At 34.5% G+C, this 13371-nt stretch carries 15 protein-coding genes; 12 read left to right on the top strand and 3 right to left on the bottom strand.

The annotated features are described in order from the left end of the window. The first annotated feature begins 410 nt into the window (after nt 1-410). The 5 genes from T323_RS0108970 (at nt 411) to T323_RS0108950 (ending at nt 3724) form a co-directional block, all read left to right on the top strand. Complete coding sequence (locus tag T323_RS0108970) at nt 411-1016, top strand: hypothetical protein (protein WP_026672978.1); 606 nt, start codon at nt 411-413, stop codon at nt 1014-1016. Between the two features lie 293 nt (nt 1017-1309). Continuing rightward, complete coding sequence (locus T323_RS28340) at nt 1310-1471, top strand: DUF1328 family protein (RefSeq protein WP_026672977.1); 162 nt, start codon at nt 1310-1312, stop codon at nt 1469-1471. A 295-nt stretch (nt 1472-1766) separates the two neighbouring features. After that, nucleotides 1767-2180 (top strand): Rrf2 family transcriptional regulator, encoded by a 414-nt coding sequence (locus T323_RS0108960; protein WP_026672976.1) that lies wholly within the window; start codon nt 1767-1769, stop codon nt 2178-2180. Nucleotides 2181-2205: 25 nt separating this feature from the next. Next, nucleotides 2206-3123, top strand: a complete 918-nt coding sequence (locus tag T323_RS0108955) for an NAD(P)/FAD-dependent oxidoreductase (protein ID WP_026672975.1) — start codon at nt 2206-2208, stop codon at nt 3121-3123. A 28-nt stretch (nt 3124-3151) separates the two neighbouring features. Next, nucleotides 3152-3724, top strand: a complete 573-nt coding sequence (locus tag T323_RS0108950; protein ID WP_026672974.1) for a class I SAM-dependent methyltransferase — start codon at nt 3152-3154, stop codon at nt 3722-3724. Between the two features lie 245 nt (nt 3725-3969). Here T323_RS0108950 and nrdD read toward each other — a convergent pair whose 3' ends face one another. Beyond that, nucleotides 3970-4143, bottom strand: coding sequence for an anaerobic ribonucleoside-triphosphate reductase (nrdD, locus tag T323_RS28795; protein WP_281175733.1), 174 nt, complete (start codon nt 4141-4143; stop codon nt 3970-3972). A 157-nt stretch (nt 4144-4300) separates the two neighbouring features. Here nrdD and T323_RS0108945 point away from each other — a divergent pair, with 157 nt between their 5' ends. The 5 genes from T323_RS0108945 (at nt 4301) to T323_RS0108920 (ending at nt 8722) form a co-directional block, all read left to right on the top strand. After that, nucleotides 4301-4501 carry a cold-shock protein gene (locus T323_RS0108945; RefSeq protein WP_026672973.1) on the top strand — a complete coding sequence of 67 codons (201 nt, stop codon included), beginning with the start codon at nt 4301-4303 and terminating at the stop codon, nt 4499-4501. A gap of 150 nt (nt 4502-4651) precedes the next feature. Next, the gene (locus T323_RS0108940) at nt 4652-4849 is read left to right on the top strand and encodes a YwbE family protein (protein ID WP_026672972.1); all 198 of its coding nucleotides are present in this window, start codon (nt 4652-4654) and stop codon (nt 4847-4849) included. Nucleotides 4850-5295: 446 nt separating this feature from the next. Then, nucleotides 5296-5796: a hypothetical protein gene (locus tag T323_RS0108935; protein ID WP_026672971.1), complete on the top strand. Its 501-nt coding sequence runs from the start codon at nt 5296-5298 to the stop codon at nt 5794-5796. Between the two features lie 372 nt (nt 5797-6168). Next, a complete protein-coding gene (locus T323_RS0108930) occupies nt 6169-7365 on the top strand; it encodes a hypothetical protein (RefSeq protein ID WP_026672970.1) in 1197 nt (398 codons plus the stop codon). A gap of 412 nt (nt 7366-7777) precedes the next feature. Continuing rightward, complete coding sequence (locus tag T323_RS0108920) at nt 7778-8722, top strand: arabinan endo-1,5-alpha-L-arabinosidase (RefSeq protein ID WP_026672969.1); 945 nt, start codon at nt 7778-7780, stop codon at nt 8720-8722. A 122-nt stretch (nt 8723-8844) separates the two neighbouring features. On the opposite strand, the gene T323_RS0108915 is transcribed toward T323_RS0108920, so the two are convergent. Together T323_RS0108915 and T323_RS0108910 are read right to left on the bottom strand one after the other, a co-directional pair. After that, nucleotides 8845-10554: a sensor histidine kinase gene (locus tag T323_RS0108915; protein WP_026672968.1), complete on the bottom strand. Its 1710-nt coding sequence runs from the start codon at nt 10552-10554 to the stop codon at nt 8845-8847. Further along, nucleotides 10541-11257, bottom strand: coding sequence for a response regulator transcription factor (locus tag T323_RS0108910; protein ID WP_026672967.1), 717 nt, complete (start codon nt 11255-11257; stop codon nt 10541-10543). Before T323_RS0108910 ends, T323_RS0108915 begins: the two co-directional genes overlap by 14 nt. Nucleotides 11258-11591: 334 nt before the next feature. Between T323_RS0108910 and T323_RS0108905 the strand changes: the two genes are divergently transcribed. Together T323_RS0108905 and T323_RS0108900 are read left to right on the top strand one after the other, a co-directional pair. Beyond that, on the top strand, nt 11592-12281 hold the full coding sequence (locus T323_RS0108905; RefSeq protein WP_026672966.1) for an ABC transporter permease: 690 nt from the start codon (nt 11592-11594) through the stop codon (nt 12279-12281). Next, entirely contained in the window at nt 12281-13192 is a 912-nt protein-coding gene (locus T323_RS0108900) for an ABC transporter ATP-binding protein (RefSeq protein WP_026672965.1), read from the top strand. The genes T323_RS0108905 and T323_RS0108900 overlap by 1 nt, the downstream gene beginning before the upstream one ends. The last annotated feature ends 179 nt before the right edge of the window (nt 13193-13371 follow it).

Genomic DNA, 13371 nt, shown 5'->3' with positions numbered 1-13371 from the left:
TGGTCCGTGGGGAATCAGCTTTGTATAAGTTAAAAATTAACATCTATTTTATCAAATAAATTAGATGGAACTTTATAAATTTAGTAATTCTTTTTGTTATTTATTATTCCTTACAAATTAAAAAATACAAAAGTATGAGATATCATTTCCTTCTCATTCAACAAAGTATTCGCTTTACGTATGTTGAATATTTTGTTGTATTAAGTATTGTTCACTTGAGGTTTTTTTAATATCTACACTCTAGAGGCGTTTGGAACAGACAAATAGGAATTATGGTTAATTGACTTTCATACCTTTTGGTAAAATATAGGAATAAAGTTTTTTTTTTTTAAAAGGTGAGAAATTTCCATTTTTTTCTGGTAATATCTTCTTGTGTAGTTGCTAAAAAAGTCGAGAAAGAAGGGAACATGATGAAATACCGCAAATTGGCGATTGCGATGTTAAGTATATCGCTTATTACCGCTTGTTCAAATGACAGTAAGACAAATCCTAGTAGTGATGAAGAAGAAACATCGGTTATTAGGAAATATGAGTCAGTTGAATTGCCCGTACAAATTTATACAGATGAAAATTATCGCTCAGGACATGATGCAATATTTACTCGTACAATTGAGTCAATAGAAGTAACTAAGTTTACAGAGAGTTCAGTAATTGATTTCATCGATCGTTATGATCGTGAAATTCAAAACATGAACCTAGATTTAATTAACGATTACAAACAAGTGATAATCTCTATGTCACACGCTCTTGAGAGTGAAACAGCTACACAACGACTTGAAGCCTTCATCTTAGATAAAAATAGCCAAATTCTTTTTAATAATGATCCAATACTTAACGAAGTTGTTAATTATCAGCTGCAACAGGCAACATTAGAACGTCGTATGGGCAGAAATTCCGAAACAGAAGGAGATGTAATACTGGCCATTCCAAACGAACTTTTCGAAGGAATTTTACAACTAAAAACAATAAGCAGGAACAACTCGGATAATGAGGTTATTTATCTTGAATTGAAATAGAAAGTAGGTGAACTTTTTGCCGGGTTGGATACAAAACATGATCGATGCTATAGAAGATTGATTTCTTGCAACTATTACAAATTTTGTTACATGGAACTTTCAACTAACACACTACCTTTTTACTCATAGTATAAAAAAACGATTCTTTGAATAAGAAATATAGGATTTGGAAGAGAAAGTTTTTTCAACGTTCATCAACTAAAAAAGTCGGACATATAAAAATATAAACACTTATGTTTACGCTTTAATAAGGTGGGTATTTATATATACAAACAAAGAAAGGCGTGGATATAATGTTAAGATGGTCAATCATATTTTTTATCATTGCAATTATTGCCGCTTTTTTCGGCTTTATCGGAATAGCTGGTGCAGCAATTGAGATTGCTAAATTTATCTTTTATATTTTCGTCGTCTTGTTTATTATTTCGCTTATTGCTAGTGTTGTAAGACGATAGAAACGAATCTGTAATGACGACTATTAGATTTATCAGTATCAAAAGACTCTTAAATCACACGTGGAGTGCTATTGACTACTAACATGTTTGTTTAGCATTAAACGGAAAAATAGTGAAATACATTTTATTAAGGAAAAGAGTAATCCTTTACAGAGAGGGATTGCTCTTTTCCTTATATGTAGTAAAGAAAAATATTAAAGCCAAAAGTTTGACTTCGTTCAAGTCTAGTGATAAATTTACCTATATTATAGATATTATGAGTCTTTAATATCTTTTTAAAGTGAGGAGGTTATGTATGAAGTATTCAAACGCGACCAATTATGCCCTGCATACGATGATACATCTAATGTTGCAGCCTAGCGGGAGTTCGGTGGGAGTGCAGGAATTAGCTGAAATGCAACATCTTTCCCCGACGTACCTTTCTAAAGTATTAACTAAACTTACGAAAGCGGGTTTAATCGAGTCTACGCCTGGTGCGAAGGGAGGCTACAAAATTTCAAGAACAAAGCATGAAATATCTTTTTTAGATGTGATTCATGCGATTGAAGGGGAGACTAGCCTATTTGATTGCACCATTCATCATGAAGGCTGTTTGATTGAGAGCGTCATGAGGCAGGCAGAGGAAAATATGAAAGATGAACTGGCCTCAAAGTTGCTGATTGATATTGCAAAAGAAGCAGAATCCCTACAGAAACTAGCAAAAAAATAAAATGATTATTTGAGGAGTGAACAAGATGATGGTAGATTGTGCTGTAATTGGTGGAGGACCGGCTGGGTTGAATGCTGCTTTAGTACTTGGCAGATCAAGACGCCAAACGATCCTGTTCGATGACAACAAACCGAGAAATGCGGTGACTTCCGAATCCCATGGATTTATCACAAGGGACGGTATCCATCCGCAGGAATTCAAAAGGATCGCCCAGGCAGAATTAAGCAAGTACCCGGACGTGACGATTGAAAAACAACGAGTGTATCGCATAAATAAGGAAAATGAATTCTTCCAGGTGGAAACAGAGAAAGGAGAAGTATTTACTGCCAAGAAGGTCATTCTTGCAACAGGATTTAAGGAAGTTCTTCCTGAAATCCCACGGGTAAAAGAGTTCTATGGCAAGAGCCTATTTAGTTGTCCTTTCTGTGATGGCTGGGAATTAAGAGATCGTCCGCTAGCGGTGATTGCAGATGATAAAAAGGCATTTCATATGGCAAAAGTTGTATCCAACTGGACAGATGACGTAATTATTTTTACGAACGGCAGTAATGTACTTTTTCAAGAAGAACAAGAATTGCTAAAAAGTAAAGGCATCCGGATTAATGATAAGAAGATTGTCACTCTCATTGGTGAAGAGGGGATGTTGGAAAAAATTCAGCTGGAAGATGAAACAGAAGTAAACCGTGAAGGAGGATTTATAACTGCAGAGTGGATACAGGCTGCTTCTTTTGACTCGCTCGAATACACATTAAACGAGCAGGGCGGAATTGAAACGGACAACTGGAAACGGACGAACATTGAAGGGGTGTATGCTTGTGGAGATACGCGAATTGCTGGCCCCACCCAATTAATATTGGCAGCGGGTGAAGGGTCTATGGCTGCCATTGCTGTGAATGCAGACCTAATAGAAGAAAAGTTTAACGACGAGAAACAGCACAATTAAAAAAACAGCAAAAAAAAGGAGGAGTAATATGGAACATTCACATGGAAAGCACAACAAAGGAAAAGTAACATATTTGGAAAGTCCTGAACGGAGAAAACAATTTTCCCCAGAACAGCTACTTCAAATAATCCCATTTAAAGAAAATGACACTGTATTGGACTTCGGTGCCGGAACTGGTTATTTTTCTATTCCTACAGCAAAAACGATAAAGGGCAACGTATACGCTTTGGATACCGACACAGCCATGCTTGAAATTATAAAGGAAAAAGCCTTAAAGGAACAGCTCACAAACATTGTCCCAGTCCATGGAAGTTTAGAGGCCCTTCCTTTACGTGAAGACTCTATCAATATAATCATTGCATCTTTAGTATTGCATGAAATAAAGCCACTTGCACCGGTATTACAGCAAATGAAACATTTACTGAAAAAAGATGGATATCTCATTTGTCTGGAGCTTGAACCAAAAGGAAGTTCAAAGAAAGCTCCGAGAATTACGTTGGAAGGAATGGAGCGAGAAATGAAGGAAGCAGGATTTAAGGTGAAAGAGAAATTATTTCCGGCAGAAGCTCTTTATATGATTATTGCAAAGAAAGAGGAATAACTGATTATTTTTTGTTTAATTACAGATATTAAGTATCTGTAAAGTATTTAATTAATTTCATGCAACACCAGCTTCATAAAAGAGAAACGAGCCCTTACTTCCTAATGAACCCCCCGTTGCTTACTTGTAAAGTGGTTTCTTCCCTAAGCTAGAGCTTAGGGGGTTTTTATTTTAAAAGGGCATACGTATTGTAAACAGTTCTAAAAAGAGCAGGGATTAAAAAAGTGGATTCCTGTCACATCTATTTAATGAATTGGCATGTATCCTATTTTTTCTTCATTCTCAGTTCCGCATTTTGGACATTTATCATGAATGACACCTGTATATCCGCAACTATGACACCGAACAGCTGGGTAATTTATACTTCCGTACCCCATGTGGTTTTGTTCAGAGACAATAAATGCAATAAATAATTTCACTAACGATTTGCTATTCGTAATTATATCTGTTATTGTTAAAGAAGTTATTTTTGTTCGGTATACAGGGAAAGAAAAGTTTTAAACTCTCGCCTTTGATATCTATTTGAACATCAATAGTAATAAATCGTGGAGTAAGTCCACACAGGAGGAAACAAACATGCAACAAGGTACAGTAAAATGGTTTAACGCAGAAAAAGGATTTGGCTTTATTGAAATCGAAGGTGGAGACGATGTATTTGTACATTTCTCAGCGATCCAAGGCGAAGGATTTAAAAGTCTAGAAGAAGGTCAACGTGTAACTTTTGATACAGAGCAAGGTCAACGTGGACTTCAAGCAACAAACGTAAACAAAGCATAAGTACGATAAGGACTCTATTATAGGGTCCTTTTTTTATATGCTAAAATCAATAGAGACTGCTAAAAGTCACGTTTGTCAGCATCGAAGAGAAATTAATATAAGTAAAAACGCCTAATAGAACATAAATTTAGGACAAAGGAGTAATAGAAAATGACTGGAACAAAAAGAGATCATATAAAGCCAGGTTCCAAAGTGAGAATCGTAGAAAAACAAAACCAGCGCTCTGGGGAGTTAACGGAAGGAATAGTCGCAAATATACTGACAAATTCAGCGACTCATCCTCATGGTATAAAAGTAAAGCTTGAAAGTGGAATTGTTGGTAGAGTGAAGGAAATTTTGAATGGATAAGTGTTGTATTGAGCCAGTTACCATTTTAGTTTAATTTGTGTTTAAATCGGAATGTTGTAATATTATGTACAGAGTACCGTGGTTGTGTTACGGGGACCGGACAAGGAAATAGGAGATATATACTGTACATTTAAAAATGTAGAAAGTAGATATTTCATATTATGATAATGAAGATGCAAAACTTTCAGAAGGCTCAATAACCACCAATAATTAGAAAGAGTATTTGGATTTTATCAAGAGTGTTAAGGAAATTTGGAAAGCAAGTCTTAAAAGTGAATCCTCTTTAGAACATTTTTTCTGGGGAAAGTGAATTTTATATTGTTTCAAATAGTCTATTCGTGTAGCCTAGGCTATAGTTGTCGGTCCTTATTAGTGACTGTGAGGAATCACATATCCACTATACGGACCTTTTCAGAGATTGAAACGACTATGGGGAGGTTATTTTTATGAAAAGCAGGAAAAACCTTGGATTTATGATTGTAGCGGCTATTATTCTCACTTTATTGCTGGCAACATTTAAGTTTGAAACAAAAAACGCAGAAGCAGGAAACTTTTATGCTAACTTTCGGAATGATTTATTATTAACCCTGGATTTACTTGAAGTTTTATCAGAAAATCAAGAGGCTGATGAATATGTTTTAAAAGAGAACTTAGAAAATATAATATTGAGCATTGAAAAAATAATTGAAGATGATACTTTAAAGCCGAATATCGATACTTCATCTCTTCTTGAGTCAAAAAACACTCTAATGGAAACCCAAAATATTAATTTAGTAAAAAACAAAGCAAGAGATGAAGAACTTCATCACGTTTATGATGCAAAACATATCATTCATGCATATGCTTATTCTCTTTACAAATTCGGAACAGAACCTTATTACAATGGAAATGAAGGTTTAATAGAGGAATGCTATAGAGATTTAATAGAGAAGTTAAATAATCGATGACCGCCCGACCACAAGCATAAATAAACCAAGCCCCAATGGTACACTGGATAGTCGATGGCGATACTATCATTATTATTAATAAGAAGGTCTAGAAACACTTGCAAGTAAAGAGAATAAAATATAGACTTGGATGACTGTAAGAAAAAAATAATGAGTTAAAATAGATGTTGAATATGGGGGTTCTTATAATTTCTTAAACCACACTCAGCTTGAATTATATGAACATGACGAGTTTTCTATTTTTTTATTTGGCTTATTTTCCATTAAAAAAAAGAAATCGTGGGAATGAAAAACAAATTAGGGCAAAAATCCCTTATTAAATTGTATAATAGTAGTTAAATAATCAATAACCAAATGGAAAGGGTAATTTGAATGAATCCTATTTTTCGTTTATCAATAGTAAGTGTAATCATTGGTAGTATGATAGTTGGTTGCCAATCTAATTCTACTCACAGTTCAGATAGTCTAAAAGATAAGAGTCTTGATATAGAAACTGTTGAAAATGTGGAAGAAACACCAAAAGTGCTGAGTGAGGAAGAAGCTAAAGAGATTGTCAACGGCACGTTAGATTCTTTATTTAGTAAACTTGATATGATTGGAATGGAACATTCATGGGGACAAACTAAAAGTCCAGATTATATTTTAATAGAAAATCAAGTAGAAAACATGGTTACCGATGAATTTTCTTCTATTATTTTGAGCGATTTTGTAAAAGAATACTATTGTAAATGTGGTTCATTTCGACCTCTTGTTAACACAGAAGTTCGATTTGCTTTTGAACAAAATGATGAGCAGTTAAAAATAACGGCATTTGAACCAGCAGCGGGTATATTAAGTGGTTATAAGTGGGAGTTTGAGTTTGTTAAAGATAAGGATATATGGAAGCTACATCATTGGGAGAGTACTCAATTAGAAGGGCTGGATATTGAGTTTACGGTTGAAGAAGCAAAAGCCTTCCTGTCTAATGATAAAGGAAATCCAAAATATGTAGACGAATATGAAGATGGAGATGGAAATAGTATTTACATATTTAACATGGTGAATGCCCCTGAATTGAGCCAAGTTGGATTTCATTCGAAAGACACGTCATTACTTGTGGGCACCCGTCTAAAGAATGTAAATCATGAGATAGTGCAGAACAATGAGGGAATTGCATTTACAGATTTGTATTTTGAATCGCCTTTGTTTATTAGGTCTAATACAGATAGATATTATTTAATTGAACGATATGGTTACCCTATATCTGAAAACGAAACTACAGAAGGGATGCAATTTGAATATGTCGACTCAACGTATTACTTGAATAAAGAAGGAACTGAATTATCTAAAGTTGTTATAAATGAAAGTAAAGCAGAGAGCTTTTATTATGATTTCAATGAAGTCATTGATGTCTACGTCAATGATCCAGAAGTGTGGGAATATTCTTCAGAATACACGTATGAAAAAAAGTCGGATAACGAAGGACACCATTTGATTTTAAAAGATGTGTATCAGAAGTCTCGTATTATTTTTACTTCCGAACATCAAAGCGGGAATCCGATTAAAAAAATTACATTCACGTTTGATTAATGTGGGCAAAAGGTTGCTGTTGATGATACGGCTTCCAACCATGAGATCTTTTCAGAAAGTCGGAGTGGGGGATAGGAACTAAAGTGTAAATTTAATGAATGTAAACGTTTGTTAGAGTCTTCGTCTTGATGAAAGGCTCTTTTTTTGTGTAAAAAAAAAACGCACTATACATTGCAATATAGTAGTGATGATTCCTTTTATTATTAGTATAAATATTAATTGAATAATTTTTTAGTTAAAGTTATGATAAGGATAGTATAGTGATGGTTTTATCGATTATGCAGAATTGTACTAGAGGAGAAGTTATTCTAGGAGGGGATATGAAAGTTAGATTAGTAGTGTTGGATTTGGAAGCGTTACCAAATTTAATTAATGTTTATATTAATGACTAACCAAGGAAGGGGATATTCTTATGTTTAATTCAAAACCATTTGAGGGCGTTAACTTTTACGAAATAGACTGGGATTTGAAAGGTCAATTATGGGCACACGACCCGGTTATTTCTAGAGAAGGCGATTGCTGGTATGTGTTCCATACAGGGCGTGGTGTTCAGATAAAATCATCAAAAGATGGTTCGAATTGGAAGGCGGAAGGTTCAATTTTTGAAAGTTTACCAGAATGGAGTAAAGAGTATGTTCCTGAAAAAGAAGAAGATAGTCTTTGGGCGCCAGATATCTCTTATTATAATGGAATGTATTATTTGTACTATTCAGTTTCTACGTTTGGTAAGAATACATCTGCGATAGGGCTAGTAACGAACAAAACAATTGACCCGAACCATCCTGATTATGAGTGGAAAGATGAAGGATATGTGATTCATTCAACAGCTGACGATAACTTTAATGCGATTGATCCAAACTTAATCGTGGATCATCAAGGACAGCCTTGGCTAAATTTTGGATCATTCTGGTCAGGAAATAAATTAATTAAGTTGGATCCTGAAACGATGAAGCCGCAAGAAGGGGCAGAACTCCTATCTATCTCGAGTCGACAAGAAGAACCGAATACGATTGAGGCACCTTTCATCGTATATCGCAACGGCTTTTATTATCAATTTGTATCCTTTGATTTTTGCTGTCGTGGAGTCGATAGTACATACAATATCGTTGTGGGACGTTCGAAGGAAATCGTCGGTCCATATGTTGATAAAGACGGTACTTCTATGATGGAAGGAGGAGGAACGTTACTTGATGCAGGAGATGAGCGCTGGATTGGTCCAGGACATTGTGCGGTTTTCTTATCAGGTGACTCATCGATTCTCGTCAATCATGCCTATGATGCCTTAGAGGAAGGGAAGCCGACATTACAAATAAGACCTTTGTATTGGGATGATGAGCAATGGCCTTATTTGAAATAAAGCTCTCCTTTTTCGAGCGGTAATATTATTTAAGTACTAACTTAATAGTATCCCCTTGAAATAGACTTAAAAAATGATCTTCCAAGTTTATTTAAGGGGCCTTTTTTTGTTTTTTCCACGAATTAAACTGGAAAAATGATTCGTATTGTTGTTCCTTCTTGAGGCTTACTACTTACTTTAATTGAGCCATCATGAAGCTGAACTAACTGTTTTGTTATGGTCATCCCTAACCCTGTTCCCGTAATAGTATCGTTCGTATTGGTGCCACGATAATAGCGTTGAAATAGTTTATTTAAAGTTTCTATGTCCATACCTATACCGTCATCTTCAATTGTTATTTTCATAAGATGTTCTTCAATTATGTCGATAGATACTTTAATAGTAGTACCAGAAGGATTATAATTGATGGCATTCGCTAATAGGTTATCAATAATCCTTTGAAACCACTTTGGGTCAATGGTTGCTAAAGCCTTCCCGTTATAGGGGGAAAAGGCGAATTTAATATGGTTGTTAGATGGGTCATTGATAAAATGAATAATGGAACGGCGAAGGAATTCGTTGATGTCTACAATTTCTTTCGCAATTGGAAAAGCTTTATTTTTTAACCGGTATGATAATGTTAAATCCTCTAGTAAATCCATCATATAGGCTGATTTTTTTGATATAATTCCAGAAAACTCTCTTGTCTCTTTTTCTGACCAAGTATACTCTTTGGATTCAAGCATTTTCGCATAACCTGCTATGGAAGACAAAGGAGTCTTTAAGTCATGAGAGATTCCACTGATCCATTCTTCTCTTGTTTTTGTCATTTTCCTGCGGTCAATTTCATTTTGTTGTAAAGTTTCTGTTAATTGGACAAGTGTTGCAATCAGTTCCTTATACATTTGATATTTTCTTTTTAGTTTCCCATTTTTATTATAGATACTAGATTCATACGGATGGTTATATATACCGCTACCAAGGTTTTGAATCCACTTTATCATCGTAATTAATGGAATTCCAAATTTATGAGCATACCAGAATGTTCCCACTATCAACAGAAGAAATAACATGATGGGAACGATTAATAATGTATTTCCGATTGTTTTCAGTACGCCTGTAGTTGAGTCCAAATTCGAATTAGAAATGCCGACAATAATTGTTTGCTCTGTTTCTACATTAAAGTAAGAAGCAACTGAAACTTGTGGAGATCCCGATAAGTTAACCAAGTCCTCAATAGAGTAGATACTTAGTTGGTTATCTGTCCCGTATTCATCCTCTACTTTTCCTACTGGATTAAGCAATTGAACCCAGGCTTTTTCCTCATCCATGAACTGAGTTAATTGGGTGGAAAGGTTAAGCTGACGATTATTCCAATCAATATCAGACTTCACCTCGTTTAGCAAAATTGTCTCAGTATGTTTTCGACCGAATAAAAGCAAAAGTGGTTGCTGGTGCGTTTCATCTAATTTCCAATGCGTGTATTCTATAGGAGTAGAGTTGTTTTGAAAAATAATAGCAGCAAGCTCGCTTTCCTTAAAATGTGTAGGGTATTGGTACGGAGTGTTGTAAGATCCAATAACCTCTCCATTTCCTTTTACAACAAGAAGCCAACCGTTTTGATTCTTTGTCATTTCTTTTAACTTATGATCAAATGTCACATTGTCATCTTGAATCGATATTTTGTCTGAAAAAAAATAATTATCTGCTTTTGAAAAGTCTTGTGTGTACTCACTTTTCGCAATAGAATATCCAATAAATGCCCAAACAAACACTAGAATAAATGAAAAAAAGGTGAAAATAAGAATAAGTTGAACGAAAAACTGTATGATAAAACGTTTATGTATGTTCATATTTGCCACCATCAGAAACCAATTTATAACCCAGCCCTCTAACCGTAATAATTTGAACGGGCTTACTAGGGTTATCCTCGATTTTCTCACGCAGTTTTCTTATATGTACCATAACTGTATTGTCTTCGCCTAAATATTCTTCACCCCAAACTTTTTCATATAGTTGACTTTTGCTGAATAGCTGATTTGGATGTTTACAAAAGAAAAGTAGGAGTTGATAAACTTGAGCAGGCAATTCTACCTTTCTATCCATAACCGTAACTTCTGCAGATAGTGTGTTGACTATAAGTTGTCCATACTGATAAATCGTTTGAGAAGGAGGAGATAACTTACCTGAATGTCGCCGCAGGTGTGCTTTTACTCTTGCAACGACTTCAAGTGGATTGAAAGGCTTTGTAATATAGTCATCCGCTCCAAGGGCAAAGCCAGAAAGCTTATCTAAATCGGTTGAACATGCAGTTAGAAAGAAAATAGGTGCATTCGTTGTTTCGCGAATTAAGGGACAAATTTCAAATCCACTTCGACCTGGAAGCATAACATCCAAAAAGATTAAATCGTAACGCTTTATTTGGCATAAGCTGAGAGCTTCTTCGGCAGTAGAAGTCGTATCTATCTGTTTGAATCCTTCTTTGTTCAAAATTGTTGTTAACATATGTAAGATTGCTTGTTCATCATCGACAATTAATAATCGTGAATCGTTCATTGGGACGCTCCTATTTCATGAAATATATAAGTAATCATACCATTTACTTATCAAAAGTGTGGAAATTAAGGAAATATTAAGGGGGAATTTCAAAAGCGATAAGAAAGAGTGCTTATAATCATAGTAGATTAAATATTTAGTTGAAAGGGTGAGAGAGTTTGAGTGCGAGTTCCAATATTGTGTTGATTGTATTAAATGCTCACACATAACTGGTTATGTTCGGTTCATTTGTTGATTTTCGATAAGCAGGGTCATGTGAACCAAAGATAAATAGTTAAAATGAGAAAGTATTATGGTTAATAAGGAAAATTGGTCATGAAAGGAAAAATGAGGAATGTACGTTATTGGAAAAAGAGAGTTTATTAGTTTATTTAAAGGAATTAAATCAATCATTATTATTGTGTTGTTGTTAGTTACTGCCTTTTATTCAGCAAAATACGCGGATTTGTTAACGGTTGCGACAGAACTTACAGTAAATGAAGCGGAAAACGTTCATACATTTGGTATATTGTTTATAATCTTATTTTTTGGTCAATTATTTATCATGGGGCTCTCGCATGATAGCATTAACCGAGAAATTTACGATCGTACTATGCGATTTCTAGTAACAAGAACGTCAAGAACCTCTATTGTTTTAGGGAAGTTTCTCGGCACTTGGCTGTTTTGGCTGATTTGCCTAACCGTAGCATTTTTACTAACTAGTATTTTTTCAAAGACTTTTAATGTTTTTATATTTTCGCAAATAATGAGTTTATTATCATTCCAAATTGCCCTAGCAATTTTACTTTCTTCCCTAATTACAAAGCCTGGAATTACGATGTTTTTAGGAATTATCATTGGAGTGGTTGCACCTATTTTTGGATTTTGGTTTTCTTTGACTTCGAATACATGGATTGGTTCGATGAAGTATCTCACACCATATTATTATTTAGTGAGAGATGATTTTACCTTTGTAATTATTTTGTTACTTGCCGGAAGCATGCTCTTGATTGCTAACCAGGTATTTAAAAGGAGGGAATGCTGATGAATGCTATCGAAACAAAACAATTAAAAAAAATGTATGGTGGGGTTTCAGTTGTAAAAGGGATTGATCTTACTGTTGAACGAGGAGAAATTTTTTGTTTTCTAGGTCGTAACGGTGCAGGGAAATCAACGTTTATAAATATGTTAACTGGCATTATACAACCAAGCTTTGGAACATATTCTTTACTAGGTGTCAAAGGTCCAAATCATCAAGTGAAGAAAAAAATCGGTGTAATGCCTGATTATTCTTCATTATATGCCTCTTTAACGGCAGTAGGACATTTAAAATATCTTTCTTCTCTTTCTGGAAAGAAAGTTGAAAAAGAACAGTGTATGGAAGTTTTAAAGAAGGTGGGCTTGGAATTACATGCCAATAAAAAGGTTGCTAAATTTTCTTTTGGTATGAAAAAGAAATTAGGTATTGCACAAGCGATCGTACATGAGCCGGACTTAATCTTTTTTGATGAACCAACTTCTGGATTAGATGCTGAATCTGTAATACATATCCATCAACTAATTAACGATTTGCAAAAAAGAGGGAAGACGATTTTCATGACATCTCATAACCTTGATGAAGTAGAAAAACTGTGTACAAGAGTAGCGATTATGAAAGAAGGACAAATTGTTAAAATTGGTACAATGGATGAACTCAGGGGATATTATAGCTCACAAATCACCGTAAAGCTCAAGCATTCCCGAATAGAAAAAAGGAACAAGATGACACTACATCAATGGCTAGAATCAGTTGGAACAGATGTAGTAATGGAAGACTACTATGTAACGATTACAGTTAATGAAGAAAAAAAGATTTCAGAAATGATACGAGCATTTAATCAATATAAGATAGATGTCCTTCGTGTAGAAGTGGAAGAGCCATCACTTGAAGATATATTTTTGGATGAACAGTTATAACAAACGTAGAAGGATTCTAATTTCAGAAGTCTTCATATTGAATTAATATCTCTAAGAATTCTGGCTGGGTGATTAAAAATCCAGTCTTTTTTTATTAAATAAAAGGGGAATTCAACAAGTTATATAGTATTTATACATTTATGAAATTAAATTGAACTTAGAGGTGTTTGATATAGAAC

The sequence above is a fragment of the Alkalihalobacillus bogoriensis ATCC BAA-922 genome (assembly GCF_000621445.1).
In the GTDB taxonomy this organism is placed as follows: domain Bacteria; phylum Bacillota; class Bacilli; order Bacillales; family Bacillaceae_F; genus Bacillus_AO; species Bacillus_AO bogoriense.
Note: the sequence above shows the minus strand (reverse complement) of the source record. Positions and strands in the feature narration are given on the sequence as shown.